The sequence below is a fragment of the Pseudarthrobacter leeuwenhoeki genome (assembly GCF_055412885.1).
In genome coordinates this window covers 159,225-179,277 of record NZ_JBVAYY010000005.1, presented here as the reverse complement: position 1 = coordinate 179,277, position 20,053 = coordinate 159,225, and the positions used below count along the sequence as shown (strand labels likewise).

The window sequence follows — 20,053 nt, the reverse complement described above, 5'->3', positions numbered from 1 at the left end:
CAGCACACTACTGATACCAGCTAAGGGACGATGCAGCACTTCAATGTCTTGGCCGAATCCGTCAGGGATCGGCTCTTCCACCTGCGCCCCGAACTCCTTCACCGCACCTCGGACCCCGGCCTGCTGGCCGTCGCACTGGGTGCCACCCTCTACTCGCCGGCCACGAGAAGCTCACTGGCAGCCGGAATCCGGAAACAAGCCGAGGCAGGTTGCCTCAGCACCGTCATCTGCCTCGAAGACGCCGTGCCCGACGAGGACGTGCCCGCCGCGGAGGAGAACCTGCTCGCTGCCCTGGAGGAACTGTCGCTGGACGATCCTGACGGGCTCCCTCTGATTTTCATCCGGTGCCGTACGCCCGAACAGCTGCTCGACGTCGGACGCCGGGCAGGTGCCGCTCTCGGCGTCGTCTACGGCTTCGTCCTGCCCAAGTTCGAGAACGAGACAGGCCGCGGGCGCGCCTTCCTGACGGCACTGCAGCTGTTGAACTTCGAAGCCGGACGCACCGGGGACTCCAAGGAACACCCCCTCAGGGCGATGCCGATCATCGAGGACCTTTCGACAACCCATCTGGAGTCACGCGTCCGTGTCCTGACGGACAACCTGGCCCTCATCGAGGAGTTCCGTGACCTGGTGCTGTGCGTCCGGATCGGTGCCACGGACATGTCCAGTGCCTTCGGCCTGCGGCGTTCCCGCGACCTGACCATCTACAACGTCAAGGTGGTCGCGAACATTATTGGCGACATTGTGAACATCTTCGGCCGCCCGCAGGACGGCTGGGTCATCTCCGGCCCCGTCTGGGAACACTTCGTCAACACAGAACGGATCCTGCGGCCCCAACTGCGGTCCACCCCGTTCGAAGCCGTCAACGAGGGCCGGCTCCGCAAGCGCATCCTGCTGGACAATCTGGACGGCCTGATTCGGGAGATCGAACTGGATCTCGCGAACGGACTGCTGGGCAAGACGGTCATCCATCCCAGCCACGTGCCCGTGGTGCACGCCATGTGCGTCGTGAGCCACGAGGAATACCTCGATGCCCTGGACATTACCGGGAGCTCAGGGGGAGGCGTGAAGGCGTCGTCCTATGGGAACAAGATGAATGAAGCGAAGCCCCACCGTGCCTGGGCGGAGCGCACCCTGCTGCGTGCCAGGGCCTTCGGGGTCGCGAGGCCCGGCGTCAATTTTGTCGAACTACTGGAAGCGAGCATGCGGTGAAGCAACTCTTGACGGATGCCCCCTGGAGCGGCGGTTACGTGCGCGACGCCCTCGGCGTCGACGTGGCCTCAGATCCCGGCCGCAGCGTGCTGCCGGTGAAGGCCCTGGTCGGGCTGGCGCTGCGGCGCAATCCCAAACGGGCCCATCTGCTGGTCTCCCGGGTGCTCGCCAAGCACGTCCCCACCGAACCCGGGATCGCGACGTCGGCGGGCCAGCTGCTGGGGCTCCTGGTCATCCGGGAACTCCAGGTCCCCACAGCCTCCGGTCCCGACGCCTCCGGCCTGAACGCGCCCGGCCCGGACACACCCGCAGGATCGCTGAGCGCCGAATCGCTGGGCGCCGTCATCGACGAGGCCGTGGACCGGCTGGGGCGCCTGCTGGACGGGAAATCATGCCCGGACGGCGGGACCGCCCCGGACCAGGACGAACGGCGCACCCGGATGGCCGCCGTGACAGACCTGTGCGACCTGCTCGCCCGACACCAGACAGAACTGCCCGGCGTCGTGACCATCGGTTACGCGGAAACCGCGACCGGGCTGGGCCAGCTGGTGGCCGGTCAACTGGGCACCTACTACATCCACTCCACCCGGCAGAGCAGCAGCGGGGTGGAGCCGTACGGCGCGTTCGAGGAAGTGCATTCGCATGCAACCTCCCATCAGCTGCTGCCGACCAGCCGTGCCGCCCTGGACCTGGCCGGCACCGTGGTCCTCGTGGATGACGAATTGAGCACCGGCGCCACAATCATCAACACCATCCGCGAACTGCACCGCACAGCCCCGCACCGCCAGTACGTTGTCGCCTCCCTGGTGGACCTGCGCTCCGCGGCAGACCGGAGCCGCCTGGATGACCTGGCACACGAACTCGGCACCACAATCAGCGCCGTGGCACTGGCGCAGGGCAGCATCGACCTGCCGGAAACGCTCGCTGCGGACGCCGCGGACCTGATCAGCAGCCTCCCGCTCCCCCTCCCCGGCTCAGCGGTCCCCGGCCCCGGCCGGATCCAGGTGGTCGACCTGAACGGAATCGTGCCGCCAATCCGCAGCGCCCGCTTCGGCGTGGCCGGGCGTCCCGATCCGGACCAGGCGGCCCTCATCGCAGACGCCCTGGCCGCGGACCTCGGCAGCAGCGCCGGGGCGGGAGCCCGGGTGCTGGTCCTCGCCACGGAGGAATTCATGGCCCTGCCCCTGGCGGTCGCCGCCCGGCTGCAGGACCTGCGCCCTGACGCCGACATCCGCTATTCCACCAGTACCCGCTCACCGATCGCCGCGTTGGATGAACCGGGCTACGCGATCCGTTCCGCGATTTCCTTTGACAGCGACGACGACGCCCCGGACGGGCTCGGGCCGCGGTTTGCCTACAACTTCATGCACCCCGAAGGGCGCTTCGACACTGTGGTGATCATGGCGGAACCCGGCACCGCGGAGTCCGGGCTCCTGTCCCCCGGCAGGATCGCCGAGGCCGTTGCCGGCAGCACCGACGACGTCCGGCTTGTTCTGCTGCCGGTCCAGTCAACGTTCCCGCCGCCGCTGACCGGGCCCGCGTTTGGCTCCTATCTGCCGGAGGACGTGGAGTGGCTGCTGAAGGACCTGAGTTCTGCGCAGCTGGAAGCGCCCAAGGCCGAGCGTGAAGCCGCGATCCAGTCCGGGAAGGCCAGTTACGCCGAATCGCTGCCGCAGGAATTCGAACCCTCGCCCGAGTACAGCGCCTTGTTCCAGGACGCGCTGGAAGGCTCGGCCGGCCGGATCGCCCACGCCGTCGGGACGCTCACCGAGCAGGTCCTGAAGCTGCGCGGCGACGCGCCCGTGCTGGTGTCCCTCGCCCGCGCCGGAACCCCCGTGGGAATTCTGATGAAGCGGTGGGCCTGGGAAGTCCACGGACTGAAGCTGCCGCACTATGCCATCAGCATCGTTCGCGGGCTCGGCATCGACCAGACCGCACTCGGCTATCTCGCCTCCCGGCACCGCCCGGAGGATGTTATGTTCGTCGACGGCTGGACCGGGAAGGGAGCGATCGCCCGCGAGCTCGCCGCCGCCGTCGACCTCTTCCGGCAGACCGACGGGCCGGCGTTCCGGCCGGACCTTGCGGTCCTCGCGGACCCGGGGCACTGCGTGCGGATCTTCGGCACGCGGGAGGATTATCTGGTCCCCTCGGCCTGCCTGAACTCGACTGTCTCCGGTCTCGTCTCACGCACCGTGTACAACAAGGCGCTGATCGGGCCCGGCGATTTCCACGGGGCCAAGTTCTACTCGGAGCTCTCCGGCAGCGACGTCTCCAACGACTTCCTGTCAGCGGTCACGGCCCAGTTCCCCGGCGTTCGCGACGACGTCCTCCGGGCAGCAGCCCACTCCCCCTCAAACATCGCGGAGCTCCCGGAAGCAGACTGGTCCGGATGGTCCGCCGTCGAGGAGATCAGCCGCAGTTTCGGGATTAATAACGTGAACCTCGTCAAACCTGGCGTCGGCGAAACCACGAGGGTCCTCCTGCGGCGCGTGCCCTGGAAAGTGCTGGTGCACCCTGACGCCATGCCGGAGCTCGCCCACGTGCTGCACCTGGCCGAACAGCGCGGCGTCGAGGTGCTGGAGGTTCCGGGCCTGGCCTACAGCTGTGTCGGACTGATCCACCCGATCCACACACCGGGAGCGACCGGCGCAGACGGCAAGGCGGTGGCCGACGTATGAGCGTTCACCCAAGCGCCGCCCCGGTGATGGTGGCCAGCGACCTGGACCGGACCTTGATCTACTCGGCGAACTCCATGGCCCTGGTGGGAAGCGACCACCAGGCGCCCCGGATGGTGGTCGCCGAAGTCTATGACGCGGCACCGCTGTCCTTCATGACCCGGGCCGCGGAGGAATTGCTGGAAGGGATCGTGGGGCGGAGCGTCTTCGTGCCCGTCACCACCCGCACCCAGGCCCAGTTCACCCGCGTGCGGCTGCCTGGCTTCGGCCAGGGGTACGCCGTGACGACGAACGGCGCCGTGCTCCTGCACGACGGCGAGCCGGACCGCGACTGGTCGCGCCACATCCAGCGGTCCCTGGGGGCAGATTGTGCGCCCCTGGACGACGTGCTGGGCCATCTGACGGGCAGCGGGGCAAACCCCGCAATCCTGAGGGTCCGCACCGCCGAAGACGTCTTTGTGTACTCGATCGTGGACCGTCAGGCGATGCCCGACGCGTACCTGGACGAGCTCGGCGCCTGGTGCAACGCCCGCGGCTGGACCATTTCCTTGCAGGGACGGAAGCTCTACTGCGTGCCGGCCCCCATCACCAAGGAAGCCGCGGTGGATGAGGTCCGGCGGCGGAGCGGGGCAGGTCTTCTTGTAGCCGCGGGCGACTCGCGGCTGGATGCGGGCATTCTTGAGCTGGCCGACATCGCCATCCGCCCGTCGCACGGCGAACTCGACAGCGACGGCTTCTCCCGGCCGAACCTGACGGTGACGTCGGCGTCCGGTGTCCTGGCGGGCGAGGAGATACTGCGTTTCGTCAGCGGCATCCTGGCGGAAGCCGTAACCCCGCGCCCCTCTGCTCTGGCGTCGAGTGGAGGGCGGCCCTAAGCCGTCTCCGCCGGACGCCGTCGATGAAGTATTCACCCGGGGTCCAGTTCCCTGAACACAGCAGTCCATCTCGCCTCCCTAGGGTTGTCGGGTTGCCGGCGCAGCGCCGGTAACCGTCACCCAGGAGGAACCACCACCATGCGCACAGTCCTGACTGCCGCGGCCACCGCCGCGCTCATCGCCTCCCTGGCGGGCCCCGCCGTCGCCGCTTCACACGCCGAAGCCGGCCCCGCGCCGTCGTCGAACACTTCAGCAACGGCTGCCGTCCAGGCAAAAACCGGCATCAAGACCAACGAGAGCAACGGTTCCTTTGACCTCCAGTCACACCGGGGAGGCCGCGGCGAGTGGACCGAGGAGTCCCTGGCCGCCTTCGCCAACTCCCTGAAGCTGGGCGTGACCACCCTGGAACTGGACACCCACCTGACCTCGGACGGCAAGACCATCGTCTGGCACGACGACACCATCCAGGCCGACAAGTGCGTGGACACTGCGCCGGCTGCACCGGGCGACGCCGCCTTCCCGTATGTCGGCGACCGGGTTGCCGAGCTGTCGCTGGCCCAGGTCAAGACGCTGGACTGCGGGTTCATCCAGTTGAAGGGGTACCCGGAGCAGGACGTGATCGAGGGAAACCGGATCGCTGAGCTCAAGGACGTGTTCGCGCTGGTGCGCGACTCCGGCGCCAAGAAGGTCCGCCTCAACATCGAGACCAAGGTGGAAAGCAGCCAGATCGGCGGCGAGGGCATGGTGGCGCTGACCAAGGCCGTGGTCTCCGAAATCCAGGCCTCCGGCATGGCGGACCGCACCACGGTGCAGTCGTTCGACTGGTCATCGCTGAACCTGACCAAGGAGATCGCCCCGGAGCTGCCGCTCGTTGCCCTGTCCAGCGGCGACGCCTGGCTTGCGGTCGGCCAGCCCGGCGCCAGCCCCAACCTCGGCGGCATCGACATCGACACCTACGGCGGATCCCTCGCCAAGGCCGCGGCAGCCCAGGGCTACGACGTCATCTCCCCCGCCTTCCGCTCCGTCACCCCCGGCATGATCGCGGAGGCCCACGAACTCGGCCTGCCGGTCATCCCCTGGACCGTGAACACCACGGCGGACATGCACCGCCTGATGGATCTCGGCGTGGACGGCATCATCAGTGACTACCCCACCCGCCTGCGCACCGTTATGGAAGAGCGCGGACTGAAGCTGCCCAAGGCATAGTCACCGAAGGTCTAAACGCACGACGACGGCGGGAGGCGCCCGCTCCCGGGACACGACCACGCGCGGGCGCCTAACTGCTATCGTGGGCAACACGTACTGTTCGCAGGCTCATCGAGGAGCACCCATGGCGCGCACAACCCGGACCGCCGATGACAGCATCCGCCGTCTTCGCCCTTACAACCTTGTGGCTGGCACTCTTCACCTCGTCCAGGCCATCGGCTTTGCGATCGTCCTCACCATGCTGAGCACCCAGGTCACTTTTGGTGTGACCGCGGACTACCTGGCGGGTCCTCCCGGCTTCCCGGTACCACCTGAGCGCGTGGAACTCTTTGCCGTCAACGTGGGTGCGGGTGTTGTCGTGTTCCTCGCCCTTTCAGCGCTGTTCCACTTCGCCGTGGCGTCGCCCCTGTTCTTCCCGCGCTACGGTGCCGGGCTCAGGGCGAACCACAACTACTTCCGCTGGGTCGAGTACTCGCTCAGTTCGTCCGTGATGATCTGGCTCATCGCCCAGACCACAGGGATCTCCGATATCGCCGCCCTGCTCTCACTCTTCGCCGCCAATGCCGCGATGATCGGTTTCGGTGCACTGCAGGAAAAATACGAGAAACCTGGCAGCGGCAATTTCCTGCCCTTCATTTTGGGGTCCCTGGCCGGGGTGGTGCCCTGGATCGCGATCCTGATCTATTTCCTTTCCCCCGGGTCGACGAGCACGGTAGGGCCGCCCGCCTTCGTCTACGGCATCATCATCTCGCTGTTCCTGTTCTTCAACACCTTCGCGATCAACCAGTGGCTCCAATACCGCCAGGTGGGTCCGTGGCGCGACTACCTCTACGGCGAACGGGTCTACATCACTCTCAGCCTCTTCGCCAAGACCGCCCTCGCCTGGCAGGTGTTCTCGGGCGCCATCATCCCGGCCTTGACCAGCTGACCGCCCCGCGGAGGCGTCAGCCAGTCCCGTGATGTCCATGGCGGTTTCGAAGCAGTGCCGCCCGTAAGATGAGGCATGGACTTCGAGGGCACGCTCTGGACAATTTTGGGGGCCGGGCTGGTTCTGCTGATGCTCGTTGACGTATTTCGTACGCTCCTCTACCCGCACGGTTCTGGGCCTGTAGGGCGGGCGATCATGCGCGGATTCTGGCTGGTGGCCAGAAAACTGCGGGGCCGGGGCTCGTTCATCGCAGCACCTTTGGCCATGGCCGCCGTCATTGGCGCCTGGGCAGCCCTGGCAGCTCTGGGGTGGGCCCTGCTGTACTTGCCCCATTTGCCGGACGGTTTTATTCACGGTGCCGGGGTGCCGCAGCGGGCCGACTTCGCCGAAGCGCTCTACATCTCCCTGGTCACGCTTTCCACTGTGGGGTTCGGCGAAATCGTGCCGGCGGGACCGCTGCTCAGGCTGGTGGTGGCCCTGCAGGCCGTCACCGGTTTCGGCTTGCTGACAGCAACGGTCACCTGGATCCTGCAGATGTACCCGGCCCTCAACCGCCGCAGGGCCCTCGCCCACGAGCTGAACCTGTTCAGGGAGGCTGCAGGTCCTGCAGGGGTGCTGTCTTTGGAACCCCGGCATGCTGCCGGGCTGCTGGAGTCTATGGCCGGAAACGTGGCTTTGGTGAGCATCGACCTGCTCGCGTTCCATGAAACCTACTATTTCCGTGAAGTCGACCAGCGCGGCTCCCTGCCGGCCACAGTTGCCTACGCCCAGGAGCTGGCATCCCAGGCCCAGCGAAGCGACAACTCTGAACTCCAGTTCGCCGGCCGGATGCTTCACGCAGCGCTGGACGGACTCGCGGAGGTCCTTCGCGGCAACTTCGGCCATTCAGGAACCACCTCCTCCGATGTGTTCGACAGCTACAAGCTGCACCACCGGCACCTGCGGCCTGGGGATCCGGACACGAACTAGCGTCACGGCTTTTGCTGTGCCTTGAGGTCCGGGCACATCACAGGCCGCCTGATGCAACGGAGCAAACAGAGCAATCGAAAGGCTGTCCGCGTTTCCAGCTGGAACGTGGACAGCCTCTGTCCGTGCCCGGCGGCGGTCTTGCCGGCCGCCGTCGCGCGTCGTTTTGACTCAGGCCATAGCCATGGCGCCGATCTGCTGCATGAGGGCCATGTTGTCCGTGGTGCCCCAGTGCTCGGCCACCCGGCCCTCCTCGACACGGATGATGTCAGTGCAGTCGAACTCGACGCTCCTGCCCGTTGCCGGGATGCCGGCAAATTCTCCACGATGGGTGCCCGTCAGGACGACGTGGCCCGCCTCCATGTTTCCGGCGCTCATGGAGGGCGCGATCTCCTTGACCTTGATATCCGGGAAAGCCGACCGCATCGTGGTCACGAAGAATTTCACCCCCTCTTTGCCGGCGGGTTGTCCCGGGAGGCCCTCTTCGTGATCGACGTAGCTTTCCGTCGCCATCTCATCGATGAGAGCGAGATTTCCGTTCTCCATGACATCCCTGTAGAACCGCTCTAACAGACCAATACCTTCAGACATTTCCGACTCCTTATGGGCGAGAGACCGAATGGGATCCCCCAGCGCGTTGATCGGGCACGCCGCACAAACCCACGCCGTCAGGCTGCCATTCCTGGCAGTGTGCCCCGCGCGGAGCGCCGACAATGACTGTGGAAAAGTGGTGTGGAACGGGCGAAATGCCCTGTTAAGGCAGAACCTATGCCGGGTTTTCGAGCCTGTCAAGATGCCTTGGCTACCGCCTTTGCAGGGTCCGCCCGTGCCCCGGATATTGTCACACCGGCCACGTAGTCTGCGTTCAAGAGCTTGAACCGTCCGACAGGGGCTGACATGGCTGACCGGATCCACGAGGCAATCGTCACCACTACTTCCTCGCCCAGCGGCGGGGTCACCGACGACGCCGTCGGGGACTACCTGCGCCGGCTCGGCCACTACGGCCTGCTCACCGCCGGGCAGGAAGTGGAACTGGCGCAACAGATCGAGGCCGGGCTTTTCGCGGAACATCTCCTGGCGAATACACCGCGGCCCGGTCAGGACGAACGGGAGCTTCGGGCCATGGTCCTTCTGGGCAAGCGTGCCGTCGAGGCGCTGCTCCTCGCCAACCTCCGGCTCGTGGTGTCGATCGCCAAGCACCACACCCACCGGGGCCTTGATTTTGAGGACGTGATCCAGGAAGGAAACCTTGGGCTGCACAAGGCCGTCCGCACGTTCGACTTCACCAGGGGTTTCAGATTCTCCACCCACGCCACGTGGCACATCCGGAGCGCCATCACCCGGGCGCTGGCTGACCAGGCCCGACTGATCCGGCTGCCTGGTGACGTCGTCAATCAGCTGCAGAAAGTCCGGTCAGCACAACGGACGGCCGCCATGACAGGGACCGTGTGCAGCACGGAAGACCTCAGCCAGCTGACCCACAATTCGATCGAAAAGATTGAGTGTCTGCTGACCCTGGACCAGCCAGTTTGTTCGTTGGACTGGCAGGTGCCTGACGGCAAGGGTGGAACCGAAGCCTTGGCCGAGCAGTTGTGGGATTCCTCCGCGCCCGACGCGGCCGATGCGCTCTTCCATCAACAGATGCAGGCGCAGCTACAGGCCGCACTCGGCACGCTCGAGGACCGGGAGGCCCGGGTCATTGCGATGCGCTTCGGCCTGGCGGGCGGCGGAGCGGAAACCCTGGACGCGGTGGCGAAAGTTTTTGGGATGACCCGAGACCGCGTCCGCCGGATCGAGGCCGCAGCGATGGAGAAGCTCAAGGACCCGTCCCGGTCCAACGTCCTGCGGCAGTATCACGTTGACGGCGAGCGCCCATCCGGCGGGGAGACGGAGTCTGAGACGGCGTCGGAGTCCGCGCCGGCGGCCCTCAGCCTCGTCGCTCCCGCCAGAGCAGCGACACCACGAACACCACCGCGCCGAGTCCCAGCATGACAAACACCATGAGCCCCCAGTTGGCCTGGTTCACGCCGGTGCCGTAGAAGATGCCGATCAGCACGGTGGCCGTGATCGCCCCGAGATACCGGCAGGTCTGGAAGATCCCGGCGGCCACGCCCCGCTCCTCCGGCCGGGTGGAGAGGTACATGCCCTGGTTGTAGGCGATGCTGGCCACCCCGTACGGCACGCCCAGGAACGCGGTCAGCGCCAGCACCAGCGGGATGGCGAACGAGGCGGTCAGCAGCCACATGGTCGCGGAGGCCATCATGAGCAGAACGACGCCGGAGACCAGCACCCGTTTGACCCCGATCCGGTCGATGGCACGGACCGCGACCGGCGTCACCACCACCGACATCGCGGCCAGCGGCAGCATCAGCAGGCCGACGACGGCGGGCTCGTAGCCGCCGGCTTCCTGCAGCAGCTGCGGCAGGCCGAAGAAGGCGAAGTAGTAGACGGCGCTGAACAGGGCGAACCCCAGATAGACCAGCAGCAGCGGCCGGTTCCTGCCCAGCAGCCGCAGGTCCAGGAACGGCGGGGCGAAGCGCAGTTCGCGCCACACGAAGAGCACGGCCAGCAGGGTGCCTCCGCCGAGCAGCCACCAGCGGAAGGCCGGCAGCACGTTGAGCAGTGCCATCATCACCAAAACCATGGAACCGATGAAGGCCAGGATGCCGGGGATGTCCGAGTCCCGCAGCAGCTCCGAGGCCCGGCCGTGTTCCCGGTCCTGGTCTGCCGGGGCGAAGCGGCGGACCAGGAGAATCGCGGCCAGGGCCAGCGGGACGTTGATAAGGAACAGGGCCTCCCAGCCGACGAAGCCCACCAGCAGGCCGCCCACCACCGGCCCGACGGCCGCCGCGGAGGTGTTGGCCATCTGGATCCGGCCCAGCGGCCGCGTGGACTTCACGTTCGCCTGCTTCGCCAGCACGCCGACCATCACCACGGCGCTCGGGTAGGCGGCGGCCGTGCCGAGGGCCATGACGGCGCGGGCCACGCAGAGCACGGCGAAGTTCGGCGCGAACGGGGCCAGAGCGCAGGTCACGGCCACCAGCGCCATGCCGATCATGAACAGCCGCCGCGGGCCGAAGCGGTCCGCGAACCGGCCCATGAGCGGCTGGCCCGCCGCGGAGGTGAGGTAGAAGGAGGTGATCACCCAGGTGACGGTGGCGACGTCGAGCCCGAAATCAGCGCGCAGCACCACCAGGGCGACAGCGATCATCGAGGAGTTCAGCGGGTTCAGGGCCGTGCCCAGGCTGAGTCCGGCGACGGCGAGGCCCGTCCGGGGAGAGTTGCTCACGGCAACAGTCTGTCCCACGGTGCCGGCCAAAATCGAACCGGACACCAGATTCCGCCGCGCCGGACCGGCTGACGCGTCACGCAGGGCAGGCTTTTGGCCCTGCGTGACGCGGGGAACCCCCGGAATTCCGGGGAGCTCCCCACGACGGCAACCGAAAAGACTGCCTCCCGTGACGCCGGCATCACGCTATACGGGCGATGACGTCGTGGATGTGCCAGTGCTCGGGCCCGCGGAACGACTGCCCGCCCGGAGTCCCGCCGCCGCGCGGTCAACTGCCGGCGTCAGAGAACGGCGTCAGAGGACCTTGGAAAGGAACGTCTTGGTCCGGTCATGCTGCGGATTGCTCAGGATCTCCCGGGGTGGTCCGGCCTCCACCACCACGCCTTCGTCCATGAAGACCAGCGTGTCCGCCACCTCGCGGGCGAACCCCATCTCATGGGTCACCACGATCATGGTCATGCCGCTCTTGGCCAGTTCCTTCATCACGTCCAGCACCTCGCCCACCAGTTCGGGGTCCAGGGCGCTGGTCGGCTCGTCGAAGAGCATCAGCTTGGGGTCCATGGCCAGCGCGCGGGCGATGGCCACGCGCTGCTGCTGCCCGCCCGACAGGTGCGCCGGATAGGCGTCCCCCTTGTCGCCCAGACCCACGCGCTCCAGCAGTTCGATGGCCCGGGCGGTGGCTTGCGCCTTGGACAGACCCTTCACCCGGATGGGGGCGAGGGTGATGTTCTCCACCGCGGTCAGGTGCGGAAACAGGTTGAACCGCTGGAACACCATCCCGATTTCCTGGCGCTGGAAGGCTGCTTCCTTGAGTTTCAGTTCGTAGAGCTTGTCTCCCTTTTGACGGTAGCCAACGAGCTGTCCGTCGACCGAAAGCCGGCCGCCGTCGACCCGTTCCAGGTGGTTGATGCAGCGCAGGAACGTCGACTTGCCCGAACCACTGGGGCCCACAATGCAGAGCACCTCGCCGTGGTCCACCTCCAGGCTGATCCCGCGCAGCACCTTGTTGGTGCCGAAATTCTTGGAGACCCGCTCCGCGAGCACCATCGGCGCGTCCGTCATCCTTTTCCTCCAAAATCTGTGCTGATCGGTGGGGTGGGCCCGCCGGGAACCGCCGTCGGTGCCGGTCCCGGCGTCGCCGGTTCCTTGTCGGCCTTGACCCGTCCGGTTCCGCGGGAGAACCGCTTCTCAATGAAGTGCTGTCCCACCATCAGGATGGAGGTGAAGAGCAGGTACCAGAGGGACGCCACAATCAGCAGCGGCACCGGAGTGAACGTCACCGCGGAAATGCCGCGGGACACGCCGTAAAGGTCAATGCTCAACGGAATCGCGGCCACCAGGGAGGTGGTCTTGAGCATCGAGATCACCTCGTTGCCGGTGGGCGGAATGATGATCTTCATGGCCTGCGGAACCACGACGAACCGCATGGTCTGCCCCCAGGACATGGCCAGCGCCGTCGAGGCTTCCTCCTGGCCCTCGTCCACGGACAACAGCCCAGCACGCACGATCTCGGACATGTAGGCGGCTTCGTTCAGGGCCAGCCCGATCACGGCGGTGATGAAGAGGTTGGTGAAGACCTCATTCGGGATGGTGACCCACGGGTCCATAAACGGAATGCCGAGTGTGAACACCGGATAGATCAGGGACACGATGCCCCAGAAGACCAGCTGCACGTACACCGGGGTTCCCCGGAAGATCCAGATATAGAGCCAGGCGATGCTCTTCAGCACCGGGTTCGGCGAGAGCCGCATGACGGCCAGCAGCAGGCCGATGATGATTGCGCCGATCATCGCGTAGACGGTCAGCCACAACGTCACCCACGCAGCCTGGCTGATCCGGCGGTCGAAGATGTATTTGCCCACGTCCGGCCAGCCGTAGTCCGAGCGCTGGGCGGCGTCCAGCACAAAGACCGCCAGCCCGAGGGCGAGTAACACCGCCACCGCGTTCCGCCAGGGGTGGCGCAGCGGAATGGCGACGATCTCCTCCGGCGGCGCATCGTCGTCGTGCCGTCCCCTGCGGGTCCGCGGAGTCCTGCCGGATTCCCCGGCCTTGCCGGGTTCCGCCTCAATCATCCGGTCGGATTCCGGCTCGCTCATCTGCTATTACCCTTTGGCTGCCACGTTGAGGGCCGCCGTCTCGACGCTGCCGGCTTCAACGCCCCACTTGGACAGGATCTTGGTGTAGGTGCCGTCGTCGATCAGCGACTGGAGGGCCTTCTGGAGGACCGGCGTAAATTCGCTGCCCTGGGCCACGGGCATCCCGTAGGGTGCAACTTCGAAGGCGTCGCCGGCGGTCTGCAGTTTGTCCTTGGTCTTGGAGATCGCGAAGAGGGTGACTGGCGAATCGGCGCTCATCGCGTCCACCTGTCCCACCACCAGGGCGTTGGTGGCCTGGTCCTGGGCGTCGTACTTGAAGATGGTGATGGCGGGCTTGCCGGCGTCGGTGCAGGCCTTCGACTTTGCCGGCACCTCGTTCGAGTCCTGGTAGGTGAGGGCCTGGACGGCGACCTTAAGCCCACAGGCATTGTCGGGGTCCACGGTCTTGTCCTTCGTGGTGGCCCACTGGATTCCGGCGGAGTAGTAGTTGACGAAATCCACCTGCTTTTCGCGTTCCAGCGTGTCGGTGAAGGAGGACACTCCCATGTCATCCTTTCCTGCCCTCACTGCCGGAATTATGTTGTCGAAGGTGCCGATGTCGAAGTTGACCTTCAGGCCCATGACCTGGCCCAGCGCGTTGGTCAGGTCCACTGCCCAACCGGCCGGCTGACCATTATCGTCCTTGAACTCGTTGGGCGGGTAGTTGTTGGACATGCCCACGTTTAGCACGCCGGCGCTCTTCATTTTCTCCGGGAGCATCGCGGCAATCGAGTCATTCTTTTTTACGTCGATGGCGTCAGCGGTTCCGGATGCCCCGCCGGTGGCGGCCGGTTCGCTGTTGTCGACGCAGCCGGAGAGTGCGAGGGCTGTGGCTATGGTGAGAACGGGGAGGAGATATCGGGTGCGCATGGTTTCCTTCGCTGTTCAAAGAGTCCCTCGGTTCCCGCAACTCTGCGGGAGGAGGGCTCTGGGTGCCTGCATGTTCAGAATTCGTTAGTGCGTGGTGCCACGCCCATTAACGTCATCGTACGCCGGAGTTCGTCCGCGAAGATCTCAATGCTGCGCCCGACGCCGGGCGAGTCTGCCGTCGCCAGTCCGTACGGGCAGGCCCTGCCGTCAGCTGCCGGCGGCCGCAGGGGCGTGCACCGCCGCCCGGTGCCCCAACGCCAGCTCGCGGAGCCGGACCAGGTCCAGCGCCGGCTGTGCGGGTGGAACGCCGGGACGATTCCGCGGAACCAAAACGCGCAGCGCGGCAGGTTCGATGGTGCACCGCACCGGGGTGGGAAGCAGCAGCGCCTCGCCGTCCACTCCGACCGGGATCTCGGGCACATCGGCGTCGACCACCACCTCCACCGCGGTGCGCTGGATCAGGCCACGCTTCGTCGCCCTCCGCAGCAGGCCGACAGCTTTCCGGGTGCTGGAGGTCGAGAGCGCCACCGCACCGAGCACGGCCCGGTCGAGCCGGGTGCGGCGGCCCAGGCCGGCGAGGTCGTTGCTGCCGTACGGGCCATTGCTCACCAGCACCGCCTGGGGCCCGTCGACAGTAGTGCCGTCCATCCGGGCGTGCAGCCGCGCGCCCTTGGCGCCACTGATCAAGTCCGGCAGCATCTGCAGCACGGTACCGGCCTTGTCATCGCGGTACTCCGGGCTCTGCACCACCTCGGCATAGACCCCGAAGGAGGCATTGTTGACGAAGGTGCGGCCGTTAATCCTGCCCAGGTCGACGTGCAGCTCCACCCCGTCACGGAGGGCATCCAGGCAGCCCGTGGGGTCCTCCCGGTCCAGGCCGAGATCCAGGGCGAAATGGTTGCGGGTGCCGGCGCTGATCACCAGGAACGGCAGGTTGTGCTCGGCCGCGATGCCGGCCACCAGCGCCTGGGTGCCGTCACCCCCGGCGACGCCGAGCAGGTCCGCTCCGCGCTCCACGGCATCCCGGGCCAGGGCCGCGATATCCACCTTGCCCGGGCCCTCCAGGAGCGCCACCTCGGCCCCGAGTTCCTCCGCTTTCCGCTGCAGCTCGAACTTCACCACCTTGCCCCCGCCGGAGCGCGGATTCATCACCACGAAGGGATGCTGCACGGTGGGGGCAGGGTGCTCGGTCATCTTGGACCCCTCCCGGCGCTCCCGGAGGGCAGCGCGGGCACAGACCAGCGCCACAAACACCAGCCCCACGGAGATCATGACCTCCAACAGCAGACCGGCTTGAATGAAGAGGAACAGGACAACCAGCGGGGCGAGCACCGCCAGCGCCAGCGCACACCAGCGCAGAACGCCACGGCTGATCAGGAACCAGTAGATCCCCACCACGGTGACAACGACGCCGCCGGTACTGGTCAGGAGCAGTGCGACAGTGCCCGCCACACCAGCAGCCACCAGCGGGACCACTGCCGCGCAGAGGACCGCAAAATAGGCGGCCCGCGCCCACCACCGCCGGGTCTGTGGAACCTCTTGGTAGGGAACGACAGTCATCTCCAGCTCCTATCGGTACTCCGGCCCCGGCCGATCGACTCGACTGGTCTCCCGGCCTGCGGCCCGGCCGTCAGGTCTTGATTTTCGCGACGGTCATCAGGATCGCCGAGTCCTCTTCCGCTTCCAGGCTGTGCAGCCCGTCCGGCACGATCAGCAGGTCCCCGGTCTTCCCCTGCCAGGATTCCTTGCCGGAGCGCAGGCGCACGCAGCCCCGGAGCACAAAGACCGTCGCTTCGCCGGGGTTCTGGTGCTCGCTCAGCTGCGTCCCTGCCCGAAAGGCCATCACCGTCTGGCGGAGCGTCTTCTCATGGCCGCCGAACGCCGTATCCGCAGCCCGCCCGCTCGGTGCCGCGACCGCAGCCGCCAGTTGCTGACGGGCAAGGGCATCGAGCGATATCTTCTGCATGGGGCCACCCTACTCAGAAACGGCCCCGCTGCCGAGGGACCTTTGTCCCGGTCAGGGCAAGACCGGCCTTCCCGGCAACACGAAGCGCTTTTTGTGACTTTCCCGGGAAGTCCTACCCTGAACACAACGGCCGGCACCTGCCTGCCCCGCCTCACCTCACCTGTCGCAACGGAGCTGAACTCATGACCGAGGCCCCCGCCGACGTCGAACTCCGCCGGATCGCGGACGTCACCTTTGGCCTGCCGCACCTCCGCGAAGGCCAGCTCACCGGAATGCGCGCCCTCGCCACCGGCCGGGACGTCCTCGCTGTCATGCCCACCGGCTACGGGAAGTCGGCCATCTACCAGGTCCCCGCCCTCCTGCTGCACCGCCGGCGGCACCGGCCCACCGTCGTCGTCTCCCCCTTGATCTCCCTGCAGGAGGACCAGCGGGACGGGTTGCGCGCAGCGGCGGGGCCCGGCGGCGCCGTCGCGGTCAACTCCTCGCACAGCGCCGCGGAGCAGGAGCGCGCCTGGCAGGCAGTGGAAAGCCGCGGGGCGGCGTTTCTCTTCCTCGCCCCGGAGCAGCTGGCCAAGCCCAGCACGGTGGAACGGATCGCGGCCCTGAACATCGCGCTGTTTGTGGTGGACGAGGCCCACTGTGTCTCCTCCTGGGGCCACGACTTCCGGCCCGACTACCTCCGTCTCGGCGAGGTTCGCGAGCGCTTGGGGAACCCGGCCACCGCCGCGCTGACGGCCACCGCCTCTCCCCCGGTGCGCGAGGAGATCCTGGCCCGCCTCGGCATGGACGCCCCGCTGGTCCTGGTCCACGGCTTCGACCGGCCCAACATCCGGCTGGAGGTGATCCGCCACCACGGGGACAAGGACAAACGCCGGGCGGTCCTGAGCCAGGTCACGGGGCTGGTCACCGGGAGTCACGGGCCCGGGCTGGTGTACGCCGCCAAGCGGAAGGATACCGAAAAGTACACCGCGTTACTGTCCCGGAACGGCCTGCGCGCCGCGGCCTACCATGCCGGCCGCACGCCCGCCGAGCGGGAGCTTGTCCACCAGCAGTTCCTCGACGGCGGCCTGGACGTGGTGGCGGCGACCACCGCGTTCGGCATGGGCATCGACAAGCCCGACGTCCGCTTCGTCCTCCACGCGGACATCCCCGAATCCCTGGACAGCTACTACCAGCAGATCGGCCGGGCCGGACGGGACGGCCGGCCCGCCGCCGCCGTGCTGCATTACCGTTCCGAGGACCTCGGCCTGCGGCGCTACTTCGCCACCCACACCCCCGACCAGGCCGCGCTGCGGGCGGTCCTCACCGTACTGCGCGAAGCGGGCCGGCCGCTCCCGCCGCAGGCGCTGGCCGCAGGGACAACCTCCCCTGCCCGGCGGATCACCGGCCTGCTGAACCTGCTGCAGGAGACCGGCGCCGTCACCACGAACCACGACGGCGTCCGGCTCGAGGTGGCGCTCGACCCCGCGGCGGATCCCGCCCGCGTGGTGGAACGCGCCGTCGACCTCGCCGCCGCCCGGGAGCGCGTGGACAAGTAGCGCATCGCGATGATCCGCAGCTACGCCGAAACGCACCGCTGCCGCCGCCGGTTCCTGCTCGGCTACTTCGGTGAGGACCTGCCCGAACCCTGCGGGAACTGCGACACCTGCACCGACGGCAGGGCTCTGCAGCAGGACCACAGGAGCGGCGAGCACGACGGCGGTAATGCCGCCGGCGGCGTCGGGGAGTTCCCGCTGAACTGCCGCGTGGAGCATGCCCTCTGGGGCCCGGGACTGGTGATGGGGCACGACGGCGACGTCCTCACCGTACTGTTCGACCGCGAGGGCTACCGCACGCTGTCGCGCAGGGCAGTCCTGGGCCACGGCCTGCTCACGCTCAGTACACCACCCGGAAATTGCTGAAGGCCCCCGTGGCCCGGGAAATCGATTCCTCCACGTTCTCCACCCGTCCCGGCGCTTCCGGTGAGCGCAGCCAGCGCCGGAAGTCCAGCACCACCGACTGGGGCCCCTCCGCCACGATGCCCACCGAACCGTCGGTGTTGTTCCGGACCGTGCCGGTCAGGCCCAGCTCACCGGCCTGGCGCACCGTCCAATAACGGAAGCCAACGGCCTGCACCACACCGTCCACCCGCGCCGTCAGCCGGACCCACTCGCCGGCATCGCCCTTCGGAAACTCAGCCATGCTCCCAATCTAGCGCCCACCGCAGCGCCCGCCGCAACGCCCGCCGCAGCGCCCGCCGCCAGAGGAGTCGCGCACTTTCCACATAGGGACCTTTGCCCCTTACCTTGCGCAGACCGCAGCAAGAAGGATAGTCAGACGCGCTGCGGGGACGTGTCGAGAAAACGGCATGGCACATGGAAGTGCCTTAACCCTCCCGCCGTGCTGCATTGCCCGAAAGGACACACAAAATGGCAGGACAATTCGAGATCTTCACGGACGCTGAGGCCAACGTCCGATTCCGGCTCCTCGGCGCCGACGGCACGGTTCTGGCGATTTCCAGGGCCTTTGAGAACAAGCAGTCCGCCGCGGACGGCATCATGGCGGTCCGCGAGTGCGCCGGCACAGGTCTGATCAAGGAAGCCCGAACCAACGCCTGGGGCGGCACCGGCACCACCCGGACAGGCGTGCCGACACCGGCGCACCGCCGGCACCGGCATATCCCCGCCGTCTAAGCGGGGAACCGGCAACACCCCTGGCGGGCAGCCCGGCACAATCGGGAGCCGCCATGGATGAGGCGCGGGTCCACATCAGCGGCTTCCGGATGGACTTCGGCGACACCACCGTGGTCCGCGACCTGTCATTTGACGTGCGCGCCGGCGAGACCTTCGGTTCCCTCGGCAGCAACGGCTCCGGGAAGACCACCACCGTCCGGGCCCTGCTGGGCATCCACGAGCCCACCGCCGGCATCCTCCACATCAACGGCCGGGTCTTCAAACCCGAGCACGGCGACCACCTGGGCTACCTTCCCGAAGAGCGCGGGCTCTACAAGAAGGAAAAGGTCATCGACATCATGACCTACTTCGGCCGGCTTAAGGGGATGGAGCGGCGCACCGCGAAGCAGTGGTCCCTTGAGTACCTGGACCGGGTGGCGCTGGCGGACCGTGCCTCGGCCGTGCTGGACAAGCTCTCCAGCGGGCAGCAGCAAAAGGTCCAGCTCGGTGTCACCATCATGAACAACCCCGAGCTGCTGATCCTGGACGAACCCACGAAGGGCTTCGACCCCGTGAACCGGCGCCTGCTGATGGACATCATCGCCGAGCAGAAGCAGGGCGGCACCACCGTGGTCATGGTGACCCACCAGATGGAGGAGGTGGAGAGGCTCTGCGACCGGGTCATCCTGCTCAAGGACGGCAACGCCGAGGCCTACGGGACCATCGACGAGGTCCAGAACAAGTACGGCGGCCGCATCATCCGGATCAGGCACAGCGGCGCCATCCGGCCCTCGCCCCACTACGAGGCGGTGCTCCAGGAGACGAACTACTCCGAGCTCTCCATCACCGACGCCACCGACGAAGCCGCCGTCCTCAAGGGCCTGATCGACGCCGGCGTGACCGTCCGGAGCTTCACCACCACCAAAATCTCCCTCGAGGACATCTTCATCCGGGTCTACGGCGACCAGAACAAGCCTGCCGCGGCCGGAACTGCTGGCAGCGCCGGCCCCGCACCGTCCACCGCCCGGGACAGGGTGTAGTGCCGTGGCGCAGCACAATCCGCATCACAATCTGGGTACGGTTCTGAGTTTCGAGTTCATCCGCACCGTGACCAAACGCCGGTTCTGGATCGGCAGCCTGTCCGTCCCGCTCATCATGGCTGTGGTGTTCGGGCTGATCTTCCTCAGCAACACCACCACGGACACCGCTGCCGCGGCGCAGAAAAGCGCCCAGTTCAGCATTTCCTACACGCACGCCGTTCCTGGTCGGCGGCTTCGCCC

General features: G+C 67.0%; 19 protein-coding genes and 1 pseudogene. 10 read left to right on the top strand and 10 right to left on the bottom strand.

The features are described from left to right. The first annotated feature begins 30 nt into the window (after positions 1-30). From ACZYX4_RS06195 to ACZYX4_RS06170, 6 genes are all read left to right on the top strand, one after another. On the top strand, positions 31-1,212 hold the full coding sequence (locus ACZYX4_RS06195) for an HpcH/HpaI aldolase/citrate lyase family protein (RefSeq protein ID WP_463874517.1): 1,182 nt from the start codon (positions 31-33) through the stop codon (positions 1,210-1,212). Beyond that, the gene (locus ACZYX4_RS06190) at positions 1,209-3,890 is read left to right on the top strand and encodes a phosphoribosyltransferase domain-containing protein (protein ID WP_463874514.1); all 2,682 of its coding nucleotides are present in this window, start codon (positions 1,209-1,211) and stop codon (positions 3,888-3,890) included. Before ACZYX4_RS06195 ends, ACZYX4_RS06190 begins: the two co-directional genes overlap by 4 nt. Beyond that, on the top strand, positions 3,887-4,762 hold the full coding sequence (locus ACZYX4_RS06185; RefSeq protein WP_463874511.1) for an HAD family hydrolase: 876 nt from the start codon (positions 3,887-3,889) through the stop codon (positions 4,760-4,762). The genes ACZYX4_RS06190 and ACZYX4_RS06185 overlap by 4 nt, the downstream gene beginning before the upstream one ends. Positions 4,763-4,900: 138 nt before the next feature. Further along, entirely contained in the window at positions 4,901-5,968 is a 1,068-nt protein-coding gene (locus ACZYX4_RS06180; RefSeq protein ID WP_463874510.1) for a glycerophosphodiester phosphodiesterase family protein, read from the top strand. 124 nt (positions 5,969-6,092) lie between these two features. Continuing rightward, positions 6,093-6,896: a heliorhodopsin HeR gene (heR, locus tag ACZYX4_RS06175; RefSeq protein ID WP_463874508.1), complete on the top strand. Its 804-nt coding sequence runs from the start codon at positions 6,093-6,095 to the stop codon at positions 6,894-6,896. Positions 6,897-6,971: 75 nt separating this feature from the next. Next, a complete protein-coding gene (locus ACZYX4_RS06170; protein WP_463874506.1) occupies positions 6,972-7,865 on the top strand; it encodes a potassium channel family protein in 894 nt (297 codons plus the stop codon). 168 nt (positions 7,866-8,033) lie between these two features. On the opposite strand, the gene ACZYX4_RS06165 is transcribed toward ACZYX4_RS06170, so the two are convergent. Continuing rightward, positions 8,034-8,453 (bottom strand): ester cyclase, encoded by a 420-nt coding sequence (locus ACZYX4_RS06165; protein ID WP_463874503.1) that lies wholly within the window; start codon positions 8,451-8,453, stop codon positions 8,034-8,036. A 306-nt stretch (positions 8,454-8,759) separates the two neighbouring features. Between ACZYX4_RS06165 and ACZYX4_RS06160 the strand changes: the two genes are divergently transcribed. Continuing rightward, positions 8,760-9,854, top strand: a complete 1,095-nt coding sequence (locus tag ACZYX4_RS06160; protein ID WP_463874501.1) for a sigma-70 family RNA polymerase sigma factor — start codon at positions 8,760-8,762, stop codon at positions 9,852-9,854. Here ACZYX4_RS06160 and ACZYX4_RS06155 read toward each other — a convergent pair. From ACZYX4_RS06155 to ACZYX4_RS06125, 7 genes are all read right to left on the bottom strand, one after another. Next, a complete protein-coding gene (locus tag ACZYX4_RS06155; protein WP_463874498.1) occupies positions 9,790-11,151 on the bottom strand; it encodes an MFS transporter in 1,362 nt (453 codons plus the stop codon). The genes ACZYX4_RS06160 and ACZYX4_RS06155 overlap by 65 nt on opposite strands. Positions 11,152-11,445: 294 nt before the next feature. Next, on the bottom strand, positions 11,446-12,213 hold the full coding sequence (locus ACZYX4_RS06150; protein WP_463874495.1) for an amino acid ABC transporter ATP-binding protein: 768 nt from the start codon (positions 12,211-12,213) through the stop codon (positions 11,446-11,448). Then, positions 12,210-13,247: an amino acid ABC transporter permease gene (locus tag ACZYX4_RS06145; protein ID WP_463874492.1), complete on the bottom strand. Its 1,038-nt coding sequence runs from the start codon at positions 13,245-13,247 to the stop codon at positions 12,210-12,212. The genes ACZYX4_RS06150 and ACZYX4_RS06145 overlap by 4 nt, the downstream gene beginning before the upstream one ends. 6 nt (positions 13,248-13,253) lie before the next feature. Next, positions 13,254-14,156 (bottom strand): ABC transporter substrate-binding protein, encoded by a 903-nt coding sequence (locus ACZYX4_RS06140; protein ID WP_463874489.1) that lies wholly within the window; start codon positions 14,154-14,156, stop codon positions 13,254-13,256. A gap of 74 nt (positions 14,157-14,230) precedes the next feature. Next, entirely contained in the window at positions 14,231-14,383 is a 153-nt protein-coding gene (locus tag ACZYX4_RS06135; RefSeq protein ID WP_463874585.1) for an alpha-hydroxy-acid oxidizing protein, read from the bottom strand. Beyond that, positions 14,364-15,716, bottom strand: a complete 1,353-nt coding sequence (locus ACZYX4_RS06130) for a diacylglycerol/lipid kinase family protein (RefSeq protein WP_463874486.1) — start codon at positions 15,714-15,716, stop codon at positions 14,364-14,366. Before ACZYX4_RS06130 ends, ACZYX4_RS06135 begins: the two co-directional genes overlap by 20 nt. A 70-nt stretch (positions 15,717-15,786) precedes the next feature. Next, complete coding sequence (locus ACZYX4_RS06125; RefSeq protein ID WP_463874483.1) at positions 15,787-16,122, bottom strand: cupin domain-containing protein; 336 nt, start codon at positions 16,120-16,122, stop codon at positions 15,787-15,789. Positions 16,123-16,304: 182 nt separating this feature from the next. Between ACZYX4_RS06125 and ACZYX4_RS06120 the strand changes: the two are divergent. Beyond that, positions 16,305-18,023, top strand: a pseudogene (locus ACZYX4_RS06120) (RecQ family ATP-dependent DNA helicase). Here ACZYX4_RS06120 and ACZYX4_RS06115 read toward each other — a convergent pair. Beyond that, a complete protein-coding gene (locus ACZYX4_RS06115) occupies positions 17,998-18,303 on the bottom strand; it encodes an acylphosphatase (protein WP_463874480.1) in 306 nt (101 codons plus the stop codon). The pseudogene ACZYX4_RS06120 and the gene ACZYX4_RS06115 sit on opposite strands and share 26 nt — an antisense overlap. A gap of 227 nt (positions 18,304-18,530) precedes the next feature. Here ACZYX4_RS06115 and ACZYX4_RS06110 point away from each other — a divergent pair, with 227 nt between their 5' ends. Beyond that, positions 18,531-18,794 (top strand): YegP family protein, encoded by a 264-nt coding sequence (locus ACZYX4_RS06110; RefSeq protein ID WP_463874478.1) that lies wholly within the window; start codon positions 18,531-18,533, stop codon positions 18,792-18,794. A gap of 53 nt (positions 18,795-18,847) precedes the next feature. After that, positions 18,848-19,813 carry an ABC transporter ATP-binding protein gene (locus ACZYX4_RS06105; RefSeq protein WP_463874475.1) on the top strand — a complete coding sequence of 322 codons (966 nt, stop codon included), beginning with the start codon at positions 18,848-18,850 and terminating at the stop codon, positions 19,811-19,813. 24 nt (positions 19,814-19,837) lie between these two features. Here the strand turns inward: ACZYX4_RS06105 and ACZYX4_RS06100 are convergent, their stop codons facing one another. Then, positions 19,838-20,014 (bottom strand): hypothetical protein, encoded by a 177-nt coding sequence (locus ACZYX4_RS06100; RefSeq protein ID WP_463874472.1) that lies wholly within the window; start codon positions 20,012-20,014, stop codon positions 19,838-19,840. Positions 20,015-20,053 lie beyond the last annotated feature (39 nt).